This window comes from Chitinophaga hostae (genome assembly GCF_018224885.1).
Taxonomy (GTDB): Bacteria; Bacteroidota; Bacteroidia; order Chitinophagales; family Chitinophagaceae; genus Chitinophaga; species Chitinophaga hostae.
Genome location: NZ_JAGTXB010000023.1, coordinates 121282 through 146810, shown reverse-complemented (window position 1 = coordinate 146810; position 25529 = coordinate 121282). Strand labels below are relative to the sequence as shown.

At 46.1% G+C, this 25529-nt stretch carries 15 protein-coding genes; 1 reads left to right on the top strand and 14 read right to left on the bottom strand.

Going from position 1 to position 25529, the window contains the following annotated elements:
- Positions 1–137 precede the first annotated feature (137 nt).
- Entirely contained in the window at positions 138–1091 is a 954-nt protein-coding gene (locus KE626_RS30105; protein ID WP_211976782.1) for a DUF6562 domain-containing protein, read from the top strand.
- Between the two features lie 117 nt (positions 1092–1208).
- Here the strand turns inward: KE626_RS30105 and KE626_RS30100 are convergent, their stop codons facing one another.
- From KE626_RS30100 to KE626_RS30035, 14 genes are all read right to left on the bottom strand, one after another.
- Positions 1209–1583, bottom strand: a complete 375-nt coding sequence (locus KE626_RS30100; protein ID WP_211976781.1) for a hypothetical protein — start codon at positions 1581–1583, stop codon at positions 1209–1211.
- 60 nt (positions 1584–1643) lie between these two features.
- Positions 1644–2135 (bottom strand): hypothetical protein, encoded by a 492-nt coding sequence (locus KE626_RS30095; RefSeq protein ID WP_211976780.1) that lies wholly within the window; start codon positions 2133–2135, stop codon positions 1644–1646.
- A gap of 432 nt (positions 2136–2567) precedes the next feature.
- Complete coding sequence (locus KE626_RS30090) at positions 2568–4907, bottom strand: hypothetical protein (RefSeq protein WP_211976779.1); 2340 nt, start codon at positions 4905–4907, stop codon at positions 2568–2570.
- 31 nt (positions 4908–4938) lie between these two features.
- On the bottom strand, positions 4939–6513 hold the full coding sequence (locus tag KE626_RS30085) for a PKD domain-containing protein (RefSeq protein ID WP_211976778.1): 1575 nt from the start codon (positions 6511–6513) through the stop codon (positions 4939–4941).
- Positions 6513–8174: a hypothetical protein gene (locus KE626_RS30080; RefSeq protein ID WP_211976777.1), complete on the bottom strand. Its 1662-nt coding sequence runs from the start codon at positions 8172–8174 to the stop codon at positions 6513–6515. The genes KE626_RS30085 and KE626_RS30080 overlap by 1 nt, the downstream gene beginning before the upstream one ends.
- Positions 8174–8995 (bottom strand): hypothetical protein, encoded by an 822-nt coding sequence (locus tag KE626_RS30075; protein WP_211976776.1) that lies wholly within the window; start codon positions 8993–8995, stop codon positions 8174–8176. Before KE626_RS30075 ends, KE626_RS30080 begins: the two co-directional genes overlap by 1 nt.
- Before the next feature lie 103 nt (positions 8996–9098).
- Positions 9099–16160, bottom strand: a complete 7062-nt coding sequence (locus tag KE626_RS30070; protein WP_211976775.1) for a hypothetical protein — start codon at positions 16158–16160, stop codon at positions 9099–9101.
- Positions 16161–16166: 6 nt separating this feature from the next.
- Positions 16167–17894, bottom strand: coding sequence for a hypothetical protein (locus KE626_RS30065; RefSeq protein WP_211976774.1), 1728 nt, complete (start codon positions 17892–17894; stop codon positions 16167–16169).
- Between the two features lie 2 nt (positions 17895–17896).
- Positions 17897–19102: a baseplate J/gp47 family protein gene (locus KE626_RS30060; RefSeq protein ID WP_211976773.1), complete on the bottom strand. Its 1206-nt coding sequence runs from the start codon at positions 19100–19102 to the stop codon at positions 17897–17899.
- A 1-nt stretch (position 19103) separates the two neighbouring features.
- On the bottom strand, positions 19104–20033 hold the full coding sequence (locus tag KE626_RS30055) for a hypothetical protein (protein WP_211976772.1): 930 nt from the start codon (positions 20031–20033) through the stop codon (positions 19104–19106).
- On the bottom strand, positions 20033–20785 hold the full coding sequence (locus KE626_RS30050) for a hypothetical protein (RefSeq protein WP_211976771.1): 753 nt from the start codon (positions 20783–20785) through the stop codon (positions 20033–20035). The genes KE626_RS30055 and KE626_RS30050 overlap by 1 nt, the downstream gene beginning before the upstream one ends.
- A complete protein-coding gene (locus KE626_RS30045) occupies positions 20786–21028 on the bottom strand; it encodes a hypothetical protein (RefSeq protein ID WP_211976770.1) in 243 nt (80 codons plus the stop codon). It lies immediately after the preceding gene.
- 3 nt (positions 21029–21031) lie between these two features.
- Positions 21032–21871: a hypothetical protein gene (locus KE626_RS30040; protein ID WP_211976769.1), complete on the bottom strand. Its 840-nt coding sequence runs from the start codon at positions 21869–21871 to the stop codon at positions 21032–21034.
- A 23-nt stretch (positions 21872–21894) separates the two neighbouring features.
- A complete protein-coding gene (locus tag KE626_RS30035) occupies positions 21895–25473 on the bottom strand; it encodes a M15 family metallopeptidase (protein ID WP_211976768.1) in 3579 nt (1192 codons plus the stop codon).
- Positions 25474–25529 lie beyond the last annotated feature (56 nt).

Here is a 25529-nt window from a genome sequence, read left to right as displayed (position 1 = left end):
TTAAAAATATTACATTTGAGATGCAAAATTGCTGTTGTTGTTAAGCTCGCGCAAAGGATATTCCGTATCAGTATGATTTTGTAGCGACAATCCCAACTCACCGTTTATTAAACAATTCGTTAACTAATGTACCCAATATGAAAAACTTTCTTCTTTTCGTAACACTTTTAGCCACCTGCTTTACTGCTTGTAAAAAAGATACCAGCCCTGCTAAAGATCCTGCAGATAATAGCAAGTACCCTGTACGGTTTGGCGTTACCTCCTTTACCCAGGAAATAGAAAATCTGAATGACAGAAAAGCAACACCTTCATCAACGGCAAAAACAGATTCAAATCATATCAACTATTTAGTTTATAAGGTATACGATGCCACCACCCAGGTACTGATAAAAACAATATTTCAACGGAGAGGTACCGGCAGTACATTTGGCCAAATTACCGATTCACTCTCCACTGGAAAATATATTTTTGCCATTGCAGCGACCCAGGATTCAATTATGCCTTTTGATTCGGCAGCCACCGGTTTCAGCGGTCGAAAAATACAGGGAGTGAATATGGTTGACGTTGGTTCTGAAGTATATTACAGGCGGATGGAATTAACCATAAGCGGAGCAGTTTCCCAGGCGATTGTACTAGACAGAATAGTATCTAAAGTAACCCTCGTGATTAAAGATCAGATACCATATAATGCTTATTATATCGCCTATAATGCAACCATTGCTCCCGATTATTGGTGGCAGGTACCTGCCTATTTCAACTATCTGTCAGGAACGCTCAGCAGTGGCGGTCCCAATGACCATGATGACTATACTCCACAGGAATATGTTATTCCGGACTCCTTAAAGGGCACCAACAATCTGAAAATTGAATTCTATTATCTTAACACCGGAACAAGAAAAATTAACCTTTTCATAACCGGCCGGGATATGTCCCACACAGCACTTGCACCCTCTAAGGACGTTCCGGATATCCTGCTCGAAATGAACAAGAATACAATCGTAAAAGGTGCTTTGTTTGGAACCGTTGGAAGCGGGTCGGTCGTTACCGCGGATCCTAACTGGAAGACAGACAGCATTAAAGTAGAATTTTAAATCAAATAAGCGGAGGCGGCTCCGGAATATCTCAAACGATTTCAATTGGGTATTCCGGGGCCGTCCGCAAATGATCTGCAGATTAATGAATTACATTGTCAGACCGGCTTGTGCCATCTACGATTTGCACACATGCATTGTCGCCTTCACCAATGATTCCCACAGCGGCAGTATATTCCCTTTTTCATCTTTCCCTACATAATACTTTACCTTCAGCACATCGAGCCGTATCAATTGCTGTATCATTTCGGCCAGCAGCTCCTGCTTAAGCGCCGCCGTTTCCCGGCTATGTTCATCTATTGGTCTTTCTACTGATACCTCCAGTATATCCACAGTCGTTTCCCGGCAGGCACAGCCTCTTTCGCTGCTGGTATCCAGGCGCTGAATGGATTCCAGTTGTGTGATATAGGCAGTTTGTTTGGCAATACGCCGGCATAATAGCAGGATCATCAAAAAGGCAAGGCACAGCGCACCCTGTATAATAGTTTCCAATACCATAACAATTGAATACAACGCAATCTTTGCAGCAAAAAAGAGTCTGATCCCCATGCATTAAATGCTGATACGAGAAGCTTTGGAAACCGCCACCTTCACTGTTGCACCGTTTACCGATACGGTCAGGAAACTATCGAATGGCTGATAGTTGGTTACCTTGCCCGTTCTGATTTCGCCATCCGGCATTTCGCATCTCACTTCAGTACCTTTATAATAATAAAACAACAGGTCAAGGTATTCCAGTTCCGCCTTCATCTCTGCGTTTTTATACGTAAACAACGGATACGACGATTTTTGAAATACCCTTTTCTCTATGTCAGATTTAATATAATGATCAGAAAAAATAGTAGGCAGGTTATTTCTTTCTGCAATTTTATGGATGGTGTTTTCTTTGCCTTCTTTTACCCTCGCCCAATACTTTCTATCCTTCTCACTCTGATAAATTTTTTGCCGGATATCGGCCTGCAACCATTCTACCTGGAGGGCTACAAAAAAATCATAGATGGTTAATTCGCGGGTTTTCTCACTCTTTTCAATTAATGTTTCCATAATAAAGGATATAGGATTGATAAATAAACGATCTGATAGCTATATAGGATGGATAGTAGATTTTATAACGCACAGGAGTGCCTGCATTTCTGCCAGAAATGACCTTAGGTATAAACAAACAGTGCATCCAGGTAGCCGGATTAGTCACCCGTGGCAAAAGGCAGTAAAAGCACGTCGCCAACGGGTTTAAACATTAAAAAAGACAATCATTTTTAGTCGGATAATTGTGTTTCACAGGAACAATGATTTAGGAGTTTTCTTACTTAGGGTTAACTTCTTTGTTACTTACAAATTTAATCTTTCTCCATGGAAAATAAAAACAAAAACAGTTGTAGAAAAGTTGGTTAAATCGTCATTTTATCAATATGGAAAATAATCCCGCTACGATAAAGAGCGGAATTATTTTCCGGGGTTTAGCATATCTCACTGCTGTTAATACATCTGCTTATAATAAAATAAGGCATAGTACGGCGGCAGGTTCTCGTGGGCCTGGTTACCACCTGTATTGTTCATGCTGCAATCAAAATTACCGGAATGGTCATAGTTACTTTCCACAACCGCATGGTTATTTACAATATCGAGCTTTCTATCTCCTGCCCTGCTAAATGTATGCGAGTGAGCCGGCATTTCTGCCACAGTCAGTGTTACTTTATCCACACCGCCTGTTTGTCCGGGCAGATATTGTCCGCCCGCGCCTGCAATAAACCTGTTCTGTAAATTTGGCGTACCCTCATTACCATCGCAAAGATGACAGCCAAAATATCCTTTCACTTTTCCCCAGCCGCCGGTATCAAACATTTCGGCAATTACACCATCCGTCATCCCAATCTGGTACGGTCTCGACAATTCATAGTTAGTAGCCACCGACCAGACACTACCGGTATAGATACAGTTAAAAGTAATACCTCCATCGTGATTAAGCATATGCCATACATCAGCCTGTGTGATCTTCTTCAGCACATCCGGATTACCACCCTCATAATTTCTGACGATATAAATATTTTTACCTGCCAAACCAAGGGATACACAATCGAAGTGAAACCGGAATTCATTTCCTTCAGATGCATTTTCATTGCTTAAGCTGATATACAAATCATCGGTAAGCGTGATGTTGCCGGTAATGTACTGGTAGTTTTTATCTACCCCCACCTTTATCTGCATCACCTGCTGGCTTGCGAAACTCGTAATGGTATTTACACTTCTGATATCACCATTGTCAATTTTACCGGCAAACTTTGCATAAGCGTAGGGGGCCACCTGCAGGGGAATAAACCCGTTCACCCGGTCCGATGTATAGGTTTGATAGCTCCTGCTTTCAATGGGCTTTAACACACCGTTTTTTGTAAAAGAAGCTTCGGTTAAAAAACCTGTTTTAAGATCAGACGGAATCGGCCGGAAATCGGTATACTCCTTCTGTGATTTATACCTGTAAGCAATATTGTAGGAAGATACATCTGCGTATGTACTCAGTTCACAAACCGCAAATAATGTATTTACCGGGTAATCTAATTGCACGGCTACGTTTTCCACATGATCGCGCGGATCGGGTTCAAATTTTACTACCACGGTATCACAATCAGGTACCACGAGCACATATTCACCGGTAATAAATGTGCTGCCGCCATCTACCGACACATCATCCACATCCAGTACATCCAGTTGCAGGTTGATCGCCAGCCCTTGCTTTACAGAAGAGGTAACAATCCTGTAGATACCATTCGGGAAATACACTCTCCATCCGTCGAAATCCCCATTGGAAAAATCATCGATGGATTTAAAACCACCACCAATAGCGCCCCCCAGCAACGTCAGGATATTTAAGGAAGAGTCTACCGACCAGTTCTGTGATCGCATCCCCCACGCTATCTGCACCAGGTTTTTATTGGCAGGGCCATATGGATTCTGCCATTTAACAGATTCCACACCAATCAGCGGGTTATCATCCAGGGTCAGCGATGTGGCCTCATACGCCGCCTGTGTAATCCAGTACTCGGTACGTTTATCCTGGATAACTACGTTGTTGCCCTCCACCCTGATTCTCGCTACATAAAATTCCTTACCCACGAGGAAGGAAGCGGGCACCGTATTATTTGTGATTTCCGGCTCCAGTTTAAAAGCACATGCATCATACAGGAAAGGAAACTTATTGGCATTGGGCACCGCCGCTCCCGGCGTGAAAGTACCTACTACCCTGTATTTCAGGTTCTCTTCCACCACAAATTCTGCAATGCCTGTTGTAGTGGTAGCCGGATGGGATACTTTTGCATGTAAATCATCCACTACTTCAATGATATCATACTCCTGTTTGTTAAAGCGGGAGCCGGGAAAGGAAATCCGCGACGGAAAGTTGGGTAACCCTCTCAAGGTTTTTGTAAAGGCCGTACCATCTCCAACCAGGTCACCATTGATCGATAAGGTAACCGTACCGGGTTCTTCATGACTGGAATGATAGTTTAACTTCACCCAGTACCATTTACCATCCGCAGGTACCGGGATACCATTGGTTTCCGGCAGATACAGGAAATTTCCATCAGCATCAATTCCTCTTGCTTCCCTTATTTTAATTGTTTTCTGACCAACAGTGGTATCCAGGTCACGTTCTACTTTGGCATTTAAAAAGAGAGGATCTATCCGCTCATTTTTTATTAATCCAAATGAAATGGAATTTTCAAGAATATTCTTTCTGAATCCCTGTTCATCTAAAAAATCAGCAAATCGGTTTAATTCAATCGCTTCTAAAAATAAATCGGGGCTAAATTTAAATTTTGACATTTACAAGCTTATAATTAATCATCAATCAATTTTATATTATTCTGTAACCCGCCCCAGGTAAGAGCGAATAAGTAGTGGTAGTATCCACGGTCAGCTGATCTTCGGCCAGTTGGGTAAGATCATAGATTTTCTCCGACAACGTGCCTCCGATCGTGAGACTGTCCTGGTTTACCAGTTCCGTATAATAATCACGGGTGTCGACAGCGCCGGTCAGGTTATCCTTTGTTTCCAGCCTGTAGTTGAGTATGATGTTAGCCGTTTTAGGCGTGGTGCCCTGTATGTCGGCGAAAACAGCGGCCTTGATCTGTGCCTGTTGTGTTACCTGCTTTCCATAAGGTAACGCTGCTTCTTCCACCGTTCTCGAATTGGTAGTGTTCAATTTCACGAATACATCACTCGCAGAACTATCACCACAACTTCCGGCGGTTAAGGTAAGCGCCATACCAAATTTCCCCCTGCCTATTTCCACATCCTGGAAAATATACAGTCCTTCTCCGTGGAAAGACTGGCAGGAAACAGTATCACCATATTGTATTTTTACGGCGCCCGGCTGACCGGTAATCGTTACATATACCTTGTACCTGCCTTTAGGCGGGATCAGCATAGACGGGCCTTCTGCGGCAGTAATAGGGTTGGTTAACAATTCTACCGCAGGATCACCGTTCAACGGGAACAACTGTATCTGTGTAATCGCAGCGGCTGTTAGGGTGGAGTCAACCAAAGCCACAAGGTTACCGTTCGGATCTTCCACCACTGAACTCACTTCTATGGTTACAACAGACTGGCCAATAGCGCCCTTGTTATCCGTTACCGTGAGCTGGAATTTATAAATACCGGCTATCAACCCGGTTATTACCGGGTTAGCGATCTGGGGATTACTGATGTTATAAGGTAAAGGACCTAATATTTTGCCCCAATGATAACTCACCACATTGCCATCACTATCGCCGCCGGTACCTTCCAGCTGCACGGTTAAACCATCGGTCAGGGTTACGTGCTGGTCTTTACCTGCATCAGCTGATGGAGGAATATTGTTGTCTGATACCTCCGGAAGATCCTCCAGTGTTATCTCCAGCAGGTTTGCTCCACCGGCCACAGTACGGTCAATTAACAGGTGTGACAGCACGATGCCCACATTTTTGCCCAGCGTTTTTTCTGCCAGTTGTTTCTTACCTCCGCTGTTAGTGAAAGCGACCTGCATTTTCACGTTATGTTGACCGGAGAATTCCCCCGTCACGAGTTTCACATCTATCCAGTCGGTCACCTGTCGTATACTGGTACCGAGCAAGGTAACCGTTTGGCCGGGAAACAGGGTATACGGTGCATTATACAACGAATCAGCCGCCTGTCGTTTATCCCAGGGGGATATTTCCAGCTGCACAAATTGCAGGAACTGGCTCCCCCTGTTGATAAGCTTCATCGTGATATCACTGCGCTTTTCATTGTTTACGGGCGGTGTAAGGGGGCACAACGCTGCGTTATAACCGGGAGTTACGTAATCCGGATCACCCGGTTTATTTTCCTTTTGTTGCCCGGTGGCCGCCCCTGAACCCAATATATATTCTTCCAGGTTTTCATACCTGACAATTCCTGTATTCTGAACCATTAGACTAATTGAATTGTAGCTTGCTTCGTTGTTTTGTTATATACAACAAGCGCAACGTTATCTGAATCTTCAATCTTTGCAGAATTACTCCTGATTTCAACCACTGTTGGCAGGGTGATGGAATCCACTATGATACCGCCTGTGTTTTGAAAGTCGTACCCGCTTTTCGCCATTGTACCACCGAGATAGGTAGTGAGTTCTATATCCACCTTACCGTTTTTAACTTCCCGGTACCAGGCCGCATTCAGTTTTACCTGTATTTCATTTGCGGTAACAGGATAGTCACGGATAAAGTTTTTAAAGCTGAGTAACACCGCTTCCACACCACTGCCGGTATTATCGCTTGCCCAAAGCAGGTAGCTTTCCGCCGGGTCCACATTTCTTGGCAGCTGCGGATATGATCCGTTCTGACCAAAGCCTACCCAGCCCTCATCTATCGGGGTAAGCGTATTGATATAACCGGTAAAGGTATCCAGGTCTCCGCCGGCATCATCCAGCCATTTGTACCTGACTACACAATAATCGAATGGTTTCAGCTCTGTTACCGGGATCGGGCAGGTATCTTTATCTTCTACCGGCGGGAAATAAGTACCTAAGCCGGTGTTCTCCGTATTAGGCTCGGTAAAACCATCCGGGATGAAATTCACCAGCCTTCGCCTGCCCGCATATCCTTTCATACCTGAATTGCTGCCTATCGTATCCACAGTAGTAATTTTCTGGCAAACCGGGTGACCATTATTCGGATTCAGCGTATAGCCCGGAGGACAGGAGAATCCACCGGATAAACCTGTTTGGAATGTACCGCCGCGGGCAGCCCGGGTAGAGTACAAAATATTCAGGTCATTATTGCGGGTGGCATTCCTGATCTGTTCGGCGGTATTACGATAAATTTCAGCGCCAAAAGAAGCAGATGTGCTGCCATCATCAATACCTTCCAGTTTAATATAGTTAGGGCCTGCTTTCAGGCGTACTTTGTAGATATGCCAGTAATTGAAGTTTTCAGATGGCGTGTTGTTATACTGCTGCTGCACCAGCGTCTGGTTAGTCACCGCCATATTGGTAAGCGTAATCCGCGCTGCGTTATCACCTGCAATACCCACATATACATCTTCATCTACCGGCAATTCCACTACGGCTACAAAACCTATCCATTCTCCGCTGATTGAATCCGGGCGACCGTTATTGTCGGAGTCGCCCCACACACCGCATCTGTTCAACGGACCGTCTATTTTGTTACCGAGCCTGTTACGCCAGTATTCATTAGCAACAGGTATGGGATCGTAGGCGCCTTTTCCGTCCGGCGTGTAGCCGTCGCGGTAAATACGTGCCCCGCCTATGGAGTAGGCTCCATGTGTTACCTCCACCACTTTAAATGCGCCGGTGCCGGTAGGTGGTGTAGCCGGTGTTTCTTCCAGCTTGATACATATCCTGCCCATATCTGCCGGCACAAATCCTGTTGGACATACCATTGCATCTACGATGCAATAAGGATCGGTTGGCTCCCAGGTAACCGGGAGCGGACAGGCGCCAAAGTTATCTATGGGCGCCACATAGTCAGTATCTCCCGGATCATTTGGCTTGCGCAACCCGGTTGGTAAACCAGTGAGCCGGTCGTATTGCCGGAGCCACTGATAAACAAGTTTTCCTGTATTGTACGGCATTAGAATTTTTTCAAAAACGTTTCTCTGCAATCTTTAATAGCGTCAATATAACGGGATACCGAAAAAGCGGGGTTCGCCTTGTACTGATCAATGGTATCGAATGGTTCGGTAGTGGTGTAGTCTCTTTTATTAAAGAGCCTTGCATCCAGGTGATGATACAGGTTAACATTCCGCCTCGGCCCTTTTCCATATTCATAGTCCAGTTCACTATGGATATCTGTTTCAAAACCTTTGTCCCAGATATTCCATATCCAGGCTCTCATTTCACAGATCCAGATATCGTAGGCAGGGTCTACGAAGCGGGCCATATGTTCAAATAGCTTGATGCTGTCTTCTTCTACTTTAAACCAGAAATCGGCATCCACTCCTTTCCCGATGGCATGAAACCCGCCGGGACGCGTAGTTCGGGGTTTCATACCGATCACATGTTCATATTTTCCCGACTCAATAAATTTGCCCGCATCACTCCAGTACCAGGTATTGGGTTGCAGATCGATGTCGGGTAACCCTGTCAGTAACATATCTTGTTCTGCAAAGAAAAAATACCTGTCAATATTTTCTTTACATTCTTCCCAGAATTTCCCATACAGGTAAGGTTTACAGGATGGTGCATAAAATCTCGTTTTGGGATCTTCATAATAAAAACAGGTAGCATACTTTTCAAACTTCTTAAATTCATCGGTAGGCTTACCATGCACCTGGGTTAAAAAGATGATATCATCTTTTGATATTCCCAGTTTAGCAACAGCCGATAAAAAAACCTTCAGCTGCCATCTGAAAAAGGGGCTGTCTTCCTGGGCCAAAATCAATTTGTACTGCATAAACTATTCTTTAAACTTTTATAGGATAGGGTGAACGTTTCCCGGCATACGGTACTGCTATCGGGCTGATAGCAGTACCGGTTCCGTTTACAGCTGCGGCAGTTTACTCCGCACGATAAAATAAAATGATACAATCGTCGTTGGCAATATAGGTATCCAGCGTTTTCTGATACGTGGCGCCGGCTGGAATGGTATCAGTGAACGCAAGCGCTACCTGTTGATATACGCCGTTTTCATCCTGCACCATACGTACTGCCGGTGTAATCACCTGCATTTTGAGGTCATAACTATTATTATTTTTTCCTGAGATGTTGATATACACCGTCCAGCCCCGGTAATCGAAATATTCAAACTGGCCGGCGTTATGGACAGTAGCTGTTTTATTGCCATTGATGGCCCCGGTAAGCGCCACGTCGAATGTTGCATTCCCAAAGCTGGCAGCCGATTGTACGGCCAGTACCAGGCCTCCCCTATAGTCGCCCTTGGTATTACTGGTAGCGTTAATCACGATATCTCCCGATAATGCCGGCAGCGTAAATTCGTCTGTATTTTTAACAGAGCTGGCTTTTATCAGCACTTCGTTCCGGAATACAAAAAAATCGATGGTCCCTTGTATGGATGCCTGCAATGCCTGTAACTTAAAATCCTGCGGGCCATAGGTCACCAGTTGCGCGCTGCTACCGGGTTTCAGCACATCGCTTTTATTACCTATGAGGTAGCTCACATCGCTCTTTGCGCCGGCCGATGTTTTGTTATTGATCTGTACATTGTTCGGCGGCCAGTACCGGCTGATCCTGATAATACCATCCTGCCGGATTGAATCGCCTGAAAGCTCCCTGCTGTACGCGGCTCCTGCCGGAATTATCTCCGTAAAGGCATAGGAATGAAACTCCCAATTATCATCATACCAGCCTGCTGTGGTGATAAACGACAGTTGCAGGTTGTAGGCATTATTATTTTGCCCGGTGATGTTGAAGTGTACATTACTGCCGTAGTAATCGATGCTTTCAAACTGGCTGGCGGTATTCACGGTATCTGTTTCGTCTCCCCAGTAGGCACCTGTCATGGCTATCGCAAATGTTGCATTACCAAAATCGGGGGCTGTTTGAATGCCCAGCGCATTGCCGCTGGAGTAATATCCTTTGCTGTTGCCCAGGGCATTGATGACAATATTTCCGGCCAGGTCGCCGATGGTGAGGTCTCCGCCCATCGATGTCAGCGCCATATAAAGCGCACCATCTTTGAACACAAAATAATCCACGCCAATATTCTGACCTGTTTCTCCCCATTTAGTACCGGCGGCCGGTGCATGGAGCACGATGCTGTTGATATTCATCGGCGCTGTAAACGTAGCGGTGGCTCCGGGTACTACTGTTGCTCCCCTGCCGTATACATTGTAGGCAATATCACTGATAGCGGGTGCTGCGGTGTTATTATTGAGGGTAATAGTGGTAGATACCAGCGGCTTTTCTTTTTTCGATACCCGTAGTATTGCACTCTGCTGGTTTTCCATTAACAGTGCTGGTATCACCAGGTTATACGAGCTGCCTGCAGGTATCACTTCCGCAAATGATAAGGGGATAAAAGTTGCTCCATTCTCCGACCACGCACCGGTTTCAGAAATGATGTCGAGCTGCAGATCGTAGTTGTTGTTGTTTTGACCGGCGATCGTGAAAACAGTGTCATCACCCGCAAAATCCATATGGCCGAAATAGTTATCTGTATTCAGCGTTTGAGATGGCACCGCTGTATACCCACCGGTTGCACTCACCACAAATGAAGCCGCTCCGAAACCGGCTTCCGTTACCAGCGCCAAAACATTACCTACATAGCCATAAGCCGATTGATGGCTAATTACCGCGACTTCTATCTGACCGCTTAAAGCTCCAACGGAAGATATATTCTTCATCCGGGAAAAGGCATATTTCAATCTTCCGTTTTGCGATACAAAAAAGCTAACCCGAACAAACTGTTGAGGGTTGCCCCATTGCGTTTCTCCATTCAGCGCCTTGAGGGTTATCGATTTTTCCGTACCCCATTCGCTAAACGTGATCGTTTGTCCGGGCACCAGCGTATTCGCATGGGAGCTGGTTTCAAAATAAACAGGGCTGAGTACCGGCGCGACAGTCTGGTTTTTAATAGTAAAGGTAGTTTGAACCGGTACGCGCGTAATTTTCACGATAGCATCCGCTTTGGTTATTCCCGCAGGAAGTGTGAAGGTAAACGCTCCCCCGGGTATCATCGCTGTAAAGGAATAGTGTTCATATACCCAGCCACCGGCGGCATTCTGCGGGTCTATCAGCTTCCAGCTGCCGGCATTACTGATGGCTTCTATTTTCAGCAGATAGTCGTTGTTGTTAGCTCCGGAAATTGTGCAGCCAATCGACCCTGTCCCCTCATAAGGGATGTATAACATGGTATCATACACTTCGTAGTTGTTGCTTACACCGTCGATAGTCATAGTAACATCGGCATAGGCGCTGCCGAAGTCGGCATCTGTTTGCACAGTAAGCGACCGTCCGTTATGGGTCGTTGCTGCATCATGTGCGTATGCCCGGATTTCTATCACACCGGATAAATGTTCGAAGGTAACGGGGTCCCCGAAGGTGGTTAGCGTTTGCCTGAGTTTTCCTTCCTGGAAAACAGCATAGCTCACGCCGGTCATTCTGCCTTCCTGTCCCCAGGGCTGTCCGGCGCCGGGAGCATTTAACACAATGTTTTTATCGTTGCCCGTTACGGTGAATGTGATATCCTCACCTGGCGTAACCGTACCAGTGTTGCTACCACTGGTGTAGGCTATATCACTGAATACAGGATCATAGGTGAAATTATAAATTTTGAAGCTTGTCTCCAGTGGTAATACATATACCCTGGATATTCTCAACACCGGGTCTCCCAAAAAATACGCTGCCGGCAATGCTTTATTGTAGCTGCTTCCGGCCGGAACAATATCCGTCCATGTATTTCCCTCCTCATTTGTTAGCTCCAATTTCAGGTCATAGCTGTTGTTATTATTGCCACGCACCTTGAAGTCAGCCATTCTGAAAGGAACAGATTCCACCTGGTTAGGGACAGAGATGGTATCTGCACTATAGTCCCATTGTGGTCCATTGGTAACCTGGAACATGGCGTCGCCAAAATCTGCCGCCGACTGGATAGCTAATGCCTGCGCCTGACTGTAGTACCCTTTACTGTTACTGCTGGCGGTAATGAGCACCTCGCCTGACAAGCCGGCCACCGTTACCTGATCTCCAAGTGTGGTGAAGGCGTCTGTTAAAATACCATTTCTGAAAACAAAGATGTCGATCGCTATATCATCACCAAAACTTCCCCATTGATTGCCCGCGTTAGGTGCGTTTAACTGAATGGTATGATTGCTTCCCGGCACCACGAGACGTTTACTGTTGCCCATGTCCAACGTTGCAGCGGTACCGCCATTGATATTATATCCTACCGGACTTGCCAACGGTGTAATAGTGCTGTTTTTTATCGTGATAGTAGTAGTCACGTCTGTATCCTCATGCCGGGATATTCTCAGGAAGCTGTCTCTCCTCGTCACTTCTGCGGGAAGTATAACGGTGTAGTTGGCGCCAGCGGGGATAATATCTGTAAATGTATATGGTACAAATACTTCGCCATCCGGTCCGTTCTGCCATTGTCCATCAGCAGAAACGGCTTCCAGCTTCAATGGATAACTGTTCCGGTTCATTCCTGTTACCGTAAATGTTACCGGGTTGTAGGCATAAAAATCGATATACTCAAATTGATTTGCGCGGTTAATGGTGTCTGTTTCGTCACCACGGTAAGCGCCTTTCATGACTACATCGAATGTAGCATTGCCAAAGTCAGCGGCTGACTGGATAGCCATCACATTACCATTGCCATAAAACCCTTTGCTGTTCCCTGAAGCGTTAATCACCACATTTCCTGATAATCCACTTAACCGGATGTTACTGCCAAAAGTTGTCCTGGCAGCAGTGAGCACGCCGTCTTCGAAAACGAAGAAGTCAATAGCGATAACGTTATCTATACTGCCCCATTGTTTGCCGGCATCTGTGGCGTCCATCATCATCACCAGGTTTTCGCCGGGCATGGTAAAGGATTTGTTTCCACCGGGAATCACCGTGCCGGTTTTATCTCCGCTGGCGTAGGTAATATCACTTACTACCGGCGCCGCGCTGTGATTGTTAATGGTAAAGCTGGTTACCGGGGGCAATTTTGAAATGCTGAGAATGCCGCTGCTGATAGCGAAAGCAGGCAGCGTGGTATTATAGCTGCTCTTTGCCGGGATCACGTCCGTAAAATAATCAGCTCCGCTCCACAGCTCGATTTTCAGCGGGTAAATATTATTGTTTTGTCCTGTAACTGTAAATGTTGATACCAGGTTATCGAAATTGATGAATTCAAACTGACCCGGCGTGTTCAGCGTGTCGGTTTCAGTGCCTGTTACGGAGGTCTGTGTTACCGAAAAAGCACCATTTCCAAAATCTGCAGTTGTTTGCATGGCCAGTACAAAAGCATTGTTCCGGTTCTGCACTTTTGTATTGCTCTCCACCCTGATAATAACATTGCCGCTCAAATCAGGGACCTGGTAATATGGATCTGTGACAGTGGCCGCCTGGATCAGTAGCCCGTCTTTAAAAACAAAGTAGTTCACACTGATAAAGTAGTTGTCAGCTCCCCATCGGTTGCCTGCATTTGGTGCATGTAACACCGCGGTATTCCTGCTCAATAACATCGCCGTTGTGCTGGAAGCGCCCGGAATCACCGTTACACTATCATCCAGCAGCCGGTAAGTGATATCACTCACCACCGGGGTTTGCATCCGGTTATCTACGGTAATGCTGCCCTGTTGTAAAGGACCATCCAGTTTGGAAATCCTTAGCGTGCAGTCTGCGAGGGTGAGCTCCACGGGGAGATTCCTGGTGTAGGCAGCACCTGCGGCCACACTGTCCGTAAATGTAAGCGGCACAAACACTTTCGCACCATTGGGAGCTGCCGGATCCGCCAGCTGCCATTCTCCTATGGACGAAATAGCTTCTATCTTCAGCGCAAAGGCATTATTGTTTTGCCCTGTTATCGTAAAAACAGCACTGGCCGAGTGATTGTTATATTCAAACTGATCAGGTGTGTTGATGATATCTGATTCGCCTGTTCCCAGGTCATCGGCAGAGGAGGTAATGGTAAATGCAGCGCTTCCAAAATCTGCGGAAGACTGCATCGCCAGTACTACAGCATCGATACCTGCCACGGAGCTGCTATTGCTGACCGCGGTAATGGCATTGGTGCCGGATAGGCCGTCAAAAAATACGGTCTTCCCTAAAGTAGATACTGCCTGTTTTAAAACACCTTCCCGGAAAAGGAAATAATCCACTCCAATTCTCTTGCCTGCGTCGCCCCAGGTGTTACCTGCATTAGGTGTCAACAAGGCGATACTGTTATTAATGCCTCTCAGTGAAAAGCCGACATTAGCGCCTGGAACAACGCTGCCATGCTTGCCGGTGGCCAGGTACTTCACATCGCTCTGTGCCGGCGCCAGCGTGTTGTTGGTGATCGTCACATTTGTTGCGCCCGGATATTTATAAAACCGGATCAATCCATCCGCTGCATACATATTTGCAGGGATAGGCTTGTCATAGCTACTTCCGGCCGGAATAACATCTGTATATGTATAAGGTACAAATATTTCTCCCGCATCCGGGTTCGCCGGATCTGCCGGCACCCAATCCCCGTTGCTGGAAATGATTTCCATGAACAGGTCGTACTCATTATAGTTGTTCCCGTTAACGCTGAAAGCCCCCTGGTAAAAGTCGATATGTTCGAACTGTTTCGCTTCATATACCATTTTGCTCTCGTCGCCCCAATAGCTGCCGGAAAGCATCACGTTAAAATACGCATCTCCGAAATCATCGCCTGCCTGTATGGCCATCACATTACCACTGCTGTAAAAGCCTTTGCTGTTGCTGGCAGCAGTGATCACCACAGTGCCCGACAATTCGCTGAAAGAAACATCCGGTCCCAGTGTGGAAGCGGCATGAATTAATTGTTCATTCCGGAAAACGAAATAGTCAACGCCAATATTCTGGCCGGTGGCGCCCCATTTATTACCGGCAGATGGTGCGTTCAGCGAAATAGTGTTGTTGCCTCCCTGCACTGCGAAGCTGGTGTCTGCTCCCGGAATAATGGTGGCTGTTTGATTGTTGATCGTATAAACAACATCGCTTACCACCGGTGCGGCGGTACTGTTAATGATCCTGAAACTGGTTTGCACAGCAGTTTCCACCTTCGTGATCCTGATCATTACATCTACATTGGCAGATGCCGGTTGTAAAGATTGATCAAAGGCAGCGCCTGCAGGAATAATATACGTGAATACTTCGGGGACCCACACCATTGGGCCATCCGGATCATTTTCATCAGGTACCCAGGCGCCGCCGGTAGTAGTCATTTTCAGCTGCAGGTCAAAATCATTGAAGTTATGCCCTGTTGCCGTGAATGGCATATCATAATATTGGAAATCGGTGGATTTGAACTGATCACCCGCGTTAACAGGAATCATCATATCATTGCGCTTCGAACGGAAATCAAATGCTGCATTTCCAAAATTGGCGGCGGTTTGAATAGCCAGTACATTGCCGCTGCCATAGCTGCCTCTTGTATTACTCACCACATTCAGTGTAATATTGCCGGTTAAATTTTTCAGCAGTACTGCATGCGGAATGTATTCACCATTTGCATCTTCATATCCCGTTTCATTATCGATGGCGATAGCCTGCATTAACACACCATCCTGGAAAACAAAAAGATCGACTATCACTTTCTGTGAAAAGTCGCCCCATTGAGCTCCCACGTTAGGCGCTACTACCTCAACAGTATGTGCATAGCCCGGTTCAGAAATCGTAAGATTGTTTCCAGGCGTTACTGTACCCTGGCCGCTTCCGGTTACTACACGCATCCACACGTCGCTCACAATAGGTGCTGCGGCGTTATTATTCACGCGGATATCCACTTTTGCACCAGATGGCGGACAGCCCATAGGGTCAAACACCGGCGGTACATAATCAGGATCTCCCGGCGCATTGGGTTTCACCACTCCTGTGGGCAACCCTGTTGCGGAAGAGTACTGTACCAACAGTGCGTAATATTTTTTTCCTGTATTTGGCATTGTCTTTTAATTATTTTTAGGGTTAGGACCACCTTCCCGGGTTTCACAATAGGCTGTTTCCATATCCGGTAACCATACGAGGTCCTTGATTTCACAAACAGGATGTACCGGGCGCCAGGCAGTAGTTTCGCAATAAGGCGCTTCCGGCGCCCAGTAAAAAGTTTCCGGCGGTTCTTCTGTTTCATTATAACCGGCATCGCCCACATCGGTAAGTGCAATCCAGGAATTATAGGGTACCAGGTAACGACTGATATAAGATTTAACTTCATCAATGGCATAGGCATGATTCCTGTTTCTCAACCAGAGGGAGATGAAATTATTTACCTGGATCAGACCTCTTGAATAATTTGTTTGCATAGGCAGCAAACGAATCCCCCAGATATTGGCCGCGCCGGTAACTGCTATGTCGGGAATAATGTACACGGTATCCTCATGAAAGATAAGGTCGTTACCCTGCTTCACTTCTGTCGTATCTTTGGCAAATGGTTTCCTGTTTTTATTATAAATAAAAAGTTTCACCAACAGGTAACAATCATCCCTTACCAACTTGATATTCTTAAAGAAATAATTGGCATCCTGTCCATCTTTATACGAACGGCTGTTTAGCAATGTGCCGGTTTTCGAATAAGCGTTGATGCCAACCGTCAACTGGCTATTCCTGTTCATCTTTATTAAAAATGAAAATTCATAGTCGAGACGTGCGTCCACTTTGATACGCCAGGCAGGGTCTGTACTGGCAATACCGCCCTGGTTAACCGCCATTACTGATTTGGCACCGTCCTGTGCTATCGTTACATTTCCATAGACAGGGTATTTAGTGAGATCCAGGATATCAAAATGCGTTTCATAGCTCCGGTTGATATTGTCGTTCAGGTATAGCCCTTTGTATAGCGGCGACGCATTGCCGATATTCCAGCCGAAATGCTCGCTTTTATAAAGGTTAAAAAGCAATTCATCTTCGGGGCGATAGTTGATCAGGCGGAGTAACTCCCCATCTATGGCAGCTCCCAGTTCCGCCCTGTCGTAAATATGTTTGGTGCCGCGGTAGGCGATATGCTGGTAGAAGTTTTCCATCAGCAGGTTCATTTCCGCCAGGGTATTACGATCCGATACTTCCAGCCCCCTTTGTTCCAGGAAATCTGTCAACAGAAAATCTGTTTTGTAAAACTCCTCGAACTTTCGGGCGTATATCACCAGGTAGGCTACAAAGTGGGCGATAGACTCCCAGAAGGCGATAAAGTCGGCGTTGTCCTGGTTTTCATTCAGGCGATCCATATAGTTAGGGATAATTCCCTTATCATATAATTTCTGCAGCACATTCACATACCACTTTATGACATCGGGGTCGTATGCATGGAAATACCTGGCGAAGATGGATCTTTCAAACACCGGCGCCTCTTTGAAGACCGGTGCTCCGGTAGTAGCGAGGCTCACCTGGCTCAGGGCCAGCTGGGCCGATGGGTCCTGCTGCTGTTTTACATACCTCAGTTCCATATATACCACCTTCTCTCCGTTGAAGCTCAGACTGGTGATGTTGGCCAGGGTTAACGGCTGCCATTCGCTGTAATCGATACCATTGACAGAAAACCTGAAAAATTTCTCAAAAAAATTATGTTCGTCTTCTCCTGATATATTATCTGTAAAAGAAGAAATACCCAGGATGGCAACAGCAGGCGAACATGTAATGAATAAGCTGTTACCTTCTTCTCTGATTGTTTCTGCAAAAATTGCCATAATTATAAATCAAGGATGGTGGACATATAAGCGTGATCGATCACATTGGGATAATATAGCGGGGAAAGGCTTCCTGTGAAATTGCTGATAATTTTCCCGTCCAGGTTCAGCATAAGAAATCCTCTTAGCCTGGGCAATGAAAAGTTATCGATAGCAATATCCGTTCTGGGGTAGAAATACTGATCGGGTACATATTTTACACCCTTGGTATTTTTTACTATTTCCAGCAGGTTGTCCCAGTCGACGCTCATTTTTGCGGTATCGAAAAAGCGGAAATCCAGGTATTTGGAAACAGCGATCTGGATATCTTTGCGGATAGCGTCGGGATCGGCGGCATTGTCGAGGTCGGCGCGGAAAGACACATCTATCGGGGCATAATCTACATTCTTCAATTCTATTCCATAAAATGCAGAACCAAACGGGCGATACTCTGTCAATGAAAAATACAGCGCACTATTCCGCATCAGGTTATCCAACTCTGTGGTGGTGAGCAGGGATCCATCCTGTGTAACGATGCCTATGACTACCTTACCGGCGCTGCTGCTGCCGTAGTGGAACACTTTTAATATTTTTGGATTGATGGCGATAAACACCTGTTCCAGCATTGCCAGCGTTCCTCTTGCCAGGATGTTGGCGCCGTTTTTAATACGGATCCGGAGAAATTCATCGCTTTCCGTATCGCGGCCGAAGTCGGCCCGCACTTCATTGATGATATTGATATGACCGGCTGGTGCGGGAGATATTCTCGTGATGGTCAGCGGGTCTACATTCGCGGCAGCGCCTTTGTCGATGCTGCGTACCTTTGCGTATACAAATCCCATAGTGCCCACGGTAAAATTTTCTTCAAATTCAAACCGGATACCGGCGGTGGAAATCGGGAAATGTATGGCGGCATAGTACGCGGTACCCGGGGTAGCCATCACCCTAACATAAGTAGAGGAGCCCAGCTTTCCCATACGGGGCGCCACGCCAAAATTCGCTGCTACCTGGTCCAGTTGTGTACTGTATGCCGAATCAGGAAATAACTGACTTAACGCCAGCATAATATCCTTCTCTCCCTTACCTGCAATTTTTGCGATACCGGTAGCGATGCCTGACAATACAGAGTTATCCGCTATTTTGGTTACTTTATCCGTAGTATTCAAAAGAGTTTCCAGGAATAACAATCTTCTTTCAATAGAAGTAGATGGTTTAATGTCCAGTGCCATACTAAATTAAAATTCTGCCGTCAATCGTTTCATTCAATCTTGTTTTCACCTGGTAGCTGATAAACAGGTTATCATCTACCACTTTTATTTCGTTTACTGCAAAGTCCTGCAGGGTATCGTCCGTTGCAAAGGTGGCGGAGAGCTGTCGCACGATAATCGGGAAATTTAAGGATGCCCGGTTGGCGCCTACAATCACAGCACTTTGCAAACCGTCGGAAGGCGCATGCGGATTATCGTTCTTTTTCAGACAGGCCAGGATCTCCACACTCTGGTATACGGTTTCATCATAACCTAAACACCTCAGGTCGTTATCCACAAATTGCAGCCCCCGATGCAAATCCTTTCCCAGCATACTTTTCCCCTGCATGGTATCAACTACGGTAGCCACCTGTATATTCCTGTTATTTACCGGGCTGGTAAGTTTCAGGTTTACCCCGCCGTCGGCACTATAGTCTTCTTCCCGCAGGTTATTTCTCAGGGCAATGTCCGTCCACTCATCCTGTGGATTGCTGCTTTCCAGTATGTCCCGCGAAATGCGCTCCAGTGTTTGCCCTGCGGGCATCGTATAATCCAGTTCTATATTCTTCAGGTAAGAAACATTTGACCGGGAAGATCTTGCCCAGCGATGAATGTTCCGGATCATCCTCAGGCGGTTATCGATGTTTTCCAGTTCCTCCAGCAGATACCACCATTTTACATTGGTGAGCTGAGGCGCGTGGGCATGAAATGCCGCAAAAAAAACCTGGGACAGCGATTCCAGCTCCGCTAACCTGGCGAATGGATCACTTTTTATGGAGGATGTTTTTCCCGCATAGTAAGCCGACAACGACCGGTAGTCATTGCTAAAAAAATTAAGCGCTTTCTGGAAAAACTCGCTTATATTTTTCCCGGTTATCTGCTGAAATTCCTGTAATGTGTTAAATCTGATCATCAGGCAATATCTTTATATAACGATTCTTTCAGGGAATGTTCCGATGCGTCAATATGCTCCTCTCCTACCGTACCCAGTTGCAGCCTGCTATACCTGGATTTCAGTTTATCCGGTTTGGTTACCGCATCCAAAGGGGCAATCGCTTTCATCGAAAGACTATAATTATGGATCATATTGGAATCCTGATTCATAGATATTTTGAACGAAGTAGGTTTAACGATATAACTGTTACCAAAGGCCAGGTTATAGAATATCAACCTGCGTGGTCCCAGCGCGTCTACCTTATCTGCTTCGGCAATAATTTCTTCCAGGATCTTCAGGCAGCCATAACCGGTTTTCACCCGCTCGTCAAAAATGGTAGCGGTTTCATCTTCCTGGCTGTTGCCCTCCGTTTGCCCGTCCCTGATCTTTACCGCGGAGGCAAGATCAGTGTAATCAGCGCCCAGGAGTATCCTGAACTTTCTGCCAAAGTTTCCACTCAGCGTAATATCTATCGGCGTAAAGGTGGTATTGGAAAGTGCCACTATACCTCCCACTGTTTTTTTGATATTGGAGATACGGGGTTGTGATTCATCAATACTGGAAGGCATTACGGGAAAAATAAAATACCGCAGCGTTTTATCTTTACCGTTAACCAGTTCAAAGGCGCAAACATAATATTCGAATTCCCTGGGATAACGCACGTTCAAAGAAACTTTGCCTTCTTCTTCGATTAGTTTATCCCGTCTTTGCCGGGCATTTTCTATACTCATTTATTTCACGGTTGATTCTAAAACAATCTGCGAAACATTAGCAGCGGGACCCTGAGAAGTTTGTACAATGATGGCGCCGGCTGGTATTACAATTGTGATACTTTTGATGGCGTTGTAAACATCCTGCTCCAGTTGCTTGCAATGTGCTTCAATGGAAACCGTCACATCTTCCTGCTTCTTCTCATTTGTTTTAAGAAGATGGGCTTTCATGCTGTTAAACAGCTTATTGGGGATCAGTGGCATAATCTATTTATTGATATAGGCAACGATACTTAAAAACTCATCTGTTCTCTTTTTGAAGGCTGCTATCTGTGCAGCATTCAGTAAGGGCTGTTGACCGATGGCCGTGCTAACGGTACATTTGCTTACTTCATCAATTAAATCAGAGAGAAATGCTTTCAGTTTATTCCCCAATACAAAAGGTTCCTCCCCTTCATTGATGGTAAGCTTATTATTTTTTATGCGGTGTTCACCCGGCAGCTGTTCAAATACAGCATCTTTGCTGTCGTCATCTTCAGCGGCTTCCCTGTCGACCGTAGTTGTTTTAAAAGAGCCCTGTTGTAATAACTTCACGTTCTCGGAGGTATTGAATACCACATCTCCATGTGTTGCCACCTGGAACTGACCGTTCTGATCACCGGTCAGATTGACCAGGATATTACCCGCCGCCGGACCTGAATGCAGGTTGATGCTCAGGCTGTTTGTTTTCGGGGAACCCTGAATTTCGACATGTGACTGATCATAATCTTTCGTCAGCTTAAACTCCGCTTCCTGCATATGTCCCAGGCTATTGGTAGTGGCAAACCGCCCGATAATGATGGGTTGACTTTGTGTTTCCTCCGTAACATATACCACCGGAGACCCCAATTCCTTAGGACTTACGGGGAACTCAATAAAGTTGAGTACTTCAGGGGTAACCGGTAGTCTTTTCATAAAACTGCCATCTTCTCCCCATACGCTCAGGGTATAGTTCTGATAGCAGTCCCTGATATACGTATCCCTGTCGAGATCGTTTGGTAATGCCACGTAGGCAATGCCAACCATATATTTAAAATCATGCAGCGGTGTTCTTCCTAGTGTATACATATCAGTTATAAAATGTAATGCGATTATTTTGACGTTTTTTTCGCAATGATATTGGGTACAAAAAATGGTTCACTCATATCATTGTTGGCATAGATGGCTTGCGCCTCCTTCTGGAATGCCGGGTTTAACTGGAGCCTGTTTACGAAGTAGTTGAACACTGCTTTATTCACTTTAAAGTGACTGAAAACTTCTTCCAGGTCCACCACGCCCTGATCGGGCGGCTTTACCTGCTCCTTGTTAATCCCTGCGGCAGCAGTGGTATCTGCGGGTGTGACTATTTCGTTCGCCGGTACGGAACCTGCTATCAGTTTGGCGATGGGATCGTCAGGCATACTATTCAACGCGGTATCCGTTAACTGGAAATGTACACGGTCTCTATAGTTACCAAACGTACCATCATCTGATCCGTCTTTGGCGCCACCTGCCCATTGGATGCCCATGGTCCTGGCGATCCGCGGTACGCCTGTTGCTATCCATTTTTCCGCAGGATCATTTTTAAGAATGTATCCACCTCCGGTTTTGCTCCTGATATTCAGGTCAATGGCCGTTCCCTGCTGATGACGGCTTTTACCCACCTTTGCATTATTACCATTGTTCTTTTTCATTTGCGCCTGTTGTGCCGCGGTGCGATATCCTCCATTGGGACCTACATGCACCCAATACCCCTGCTGGTTAATTGCCTTTATAAACCGGCTGAAAATATTCCAGATCGCCTCTGTATAGCCCGCAATGGCACTGGCGCTGATATCGTTGTTAGCATCCAGCGATTGTTTGCGAACCTGCCCCACCTGGTCGCTCGACCGCGGTGCAGCAGAAGCCGCAGGGGTTGCAGCTGTTTTTGCCGGACCGGCAGACGATGCTTCCGCCGCCTTGGGCTCAGGCACCACCGGGGGCCGCACATAGGTATGATCCCTTCTTGCCGGTTCCGGTTGGATCTTCGATAGATCAATACCATCTTTTGCTTTTGGGGCCGGTGCAGGCGCCGGCGTAACTGGTTTATTCATCGCAGCCTTTTTGGCGGCTTCCTTTTCCAGGTCATTGTACTGGGCCTCCGATATCGTTTCTATAATATTAAAATAAGAAGCAATGGTACCGGAGGTATCAGCGCCGGCGGTATTTTCAACAGGCACGCCGTAAATAAGCTGTTCCACCATACCCCGACTCACCTGGATAGTAGTATAAGCGTCGATAGTATTTTCCGCGATGGCATAATTGTGTTGTACCGCGTCTACATAAAATATTTCCCCTGTTGGTTTATACCGGATGAAATTCCCCACCTTCACACGTCGGTCGCGGTTAATGACGATAGTGCCGCTTCTCGTAAATGGCAAATAAGCGGTAGACTCGATCATAAACTTCAGGTCCAGCACTGTTTGTTTCTGCACGATGTTTAGCTCCTGGCTGGTGGTGGGGTTCAGCGCCGTGCTGGGCATATAATTATGCGTGAGCTGCATGGTTTTGGAACCAAACAGCGCTGCGTACTCCTGGAAATACAACGCAGGCAGCATGGCGGTGCTCAGCTGATCCGTTTGTCCGAATATGGTAGCCTTTGGAATCAGCTGGTACCAGGAAATCGCCTGTGTATCAGAAAATTCCAGGCTTTCATTCAATACGTCCGGCGCCTGGATGTTAACGATGGTTGGGCGTCTTGTTTCTGCTTTGTTATCTGTTCTTACCTCGCCCTTCAATGCGCTTAAAACGGATCTCCTGTCGAACGGCGCCTTACGCAGCATAATGAAGAACATGTCTTCATAGGTATCCATATGGTATTCCACAAACGGCTGCTGGCAAACCTTTTTAAACAGGTTGATCAGGCTACCGGAAGCATTGGAAATAGAACTGTCGATCAGCCGACGGCCACTTACCTCTTCATCTACCAGCAGCTTCACTATTTGCCAGATCCCTTTGGCTGTTCCTTCCGTATACTCCGGTTTATATTTGGAGCTGCCGGACAACTCGTCGAGATAACGGTCGATCAGCGGAATCCATTTGTCGGTATAATACGACGTGAAGGTGGGTCGTTCATACCTGAATCCGTACATATTGTCCACCATATACCTGGTCAGCATGTCTTCTGCTACATCTTCCGTAGCAGCCCCCGGATAAGGATATGCCTGTTTCTTCCATCCGGTGGTAGCATTATTGGAGACCTTTCTCGTTTTTTGATCGCGGATAAACTGGAGGAAACGTTTTAACTCCGTAAATATCTCTTTGGCCTTTACTTCTTCATCCTCCGCTTTCTCCAGTTTTTTGCCGCTTTGGCGGCGTATGTCTTTAATAATATCTTTTACTTCTTTTTCTATGCCTTCCAGTCGCTGACTGAGATCCGCGTTATTTTTTACATTTTCCGGCAGCAGGTTTAAACGCGAATTTCTTCTGTCGCCGTAGCTGCTGAACAGCTCATCAGGGACGATGCTGACATTGGCCAGTTGTTGTATGATGAACTGAAATATTTTATTGAGTGGCTGGGCAAAATAGAGCCCGAGGTAAGCCAGCCCTGTTTCATTCGATACCCTTTTCATCAGCGGATCGTCATTCGAGGCAGATCCGGGCTGCGCCAGCTTTCCCTTGGTAAATTCCATCGGAAAAAAATAACAACCATCTTCATAAAATAGTTTGGACAGGTCGCGGCCGGTGATATCTATACTTACATCTGTATTCGCAGGGCTGATATGGATGTTCACTTTATCCACCAGTCCTATCATATCGTAAATGCGGCCAGGCAAGCCGGAGGGGTCTATGAAATCACTGACAGTGTCTTCACTGCGTTGATCCTTTTCCATTTCCAGCGTTTCAAAGCGGATAAATACCAGGTCGTTTGAACTGATCACATTATTAAAAAAGAAAGCGTTGCGCTGATGGTTGGTATCGTCTTCCTTGTATATGTCGTTGTATAGATTGCTGAAACTAAAAAACTGTTTCGGTTCCAGCGAGTCGTTATCCACATACTGTATCACCTCGTTTTCTTTCAGCACCCATTTTGAATGTTCCAGCGTGCAAACGACAGGCGCCAGTGAAAGCTGGAAGTGTCCACCACCTTCCTTTGTTACATTGGTAGCCGCCTTTGTGAGATAGGGGGTTACGTTGAATATCTTTCCTTTTTTTGAAGTATCCCCCGGGTCGGACAATGCTTTGGCCCATATCCACACGGTAACACCCGGGTACTGCACCTGGGCCACTCCCAGCGCTTCCTGGCCGTCCATTGGTTTAATGGTATCTACCGGACGATAACGGATATCGTCTTCCAGTTTGGCCAGTTCATCCGCTTTAAAGAAAGTGATATCGTTGCTGACTACTTCTATCCCTTCCGTCAGCAAGGTACAGCGGTTTATTTTATCCGCTTCCACGGCCAGTTTGGTACCCACCACCAGCGAAATATCTTTGCCTGCTTTCTTTTCATTGGCCGCCCTTACACTGGTGATTACATGTTTTCTCAGGATAGCCTCTCTATTGGTGACACCATTTCTATCCTTTATGGCCAGGAATGCATCAATATTATTGACGTATGCAAAGGCGGGAGAAGAAGATTCGTTTACAAACTCACCCACTGTTTTCAGCTCCGGATTAGTGTGTGTAACCAGGTATATTATTTGATTATCCATTTGTTTTTTTTGGGGTAAAACAACTATCCGTTAGTTTTCCATGAGAATTTACCGGT

Bases quoted from the DNA above. Each gene is read 5' to 3' on its own strand.
- KE626_RS30035 (WP_211976768.1), bottom strand. From the start codon at position 25,473: ATGGATAATCAAATAATATACCTGGTTACACACACTAATCCGGAGCTG.
- KE626_RS30075 (WP_211976776.1), bottom strand. From the start codon at position 8,995: ATGCAGTACAAATTGATTTTGGCCCAGGAAGACAGCCCCTTTTTCAGA.
- KE626_RS30060 (WP_211976773.1), bottom strand. From the start codon at position 19,102: ATGGCACTGGACATTAAACCATCTACTTCTATTGAAAGAAGATTGTTA.
- KE626_RS30085 (WP_211976778.1), bottom strand. From the start codon at position 6,513: ATGGTTCAGAATACAGGAATTGTCAGGTATGAAAACCTGGAAGAATAT.
- KE626_RS30105 (WP_211976782.1), top strand. From the start codon at position 138: ATGAAAAACTTTCTTCTTTTCGTAACACTTTTAGCCACCTGCTTTACT.
- KE626_RS30070 (WP_211976775.1), bottom strand. From the start codon at position 16,160: ATGCCAAATACAGGAAAAAAATATTACGCACTGTTGGTACAGTACTCT.
- KE626_RS30080 (WP_211976777.1), bottom strand. From the start codon at position 8,174: ATGCCGTACAATACAGGAAAACTTGTTTATCAGTGGCTCCGGCAATAC.
- KE626_RS30065 (WP_211976774.1), bottom strand. From the start codon at position 17,894: ATGGCAATTTTTGCAGAAACAATCAGAGAAGAAGGTAACAGCTTATTC.
- KE626_RS30095 (WP_211976780.1), bottom strand. From the start codon at position 2,135: ATGGAAACATTAATTGAAAAGAGTGAGAAAACCCGCGAATTAACCATC.
- KE626_RS30040 (WP_211976769.1), bottom strand. From the start codon at position 21,871: ATGTATACACTAGGAAGAACACCGCTGCATGATTTTAAATATATGGTT.
- KE626_RS30055 (WP_211976772.1), bottom strand. From the start codon at position 20,033: ATGATCAGATTTAACACATTACAGGAATTTCAGCAGATAACCGGGAAA.
- KE626_RS30090 (WP_211976779.1), bottom strand. From the start codon at position 4,907: ATGTCAAAATTTAAATTTAGCCCCGATTTATTTTTAGAAGCGATTGAA.
- KE626_RS30045 (WP_211976770.1), bottom strand. From the start codon at position 21,028: ATGCCACTGATCCCCAATAAGCTGTTTAACAGCATGAAAGCCCATCTT.
- KE626_RS30050 (WP_211976771.1), bottom strand. From the start codon at position 20,785: ATGAGTATAGAAAATGCCCGGCAAAGACGGGATAAACTAATCGAAGAA.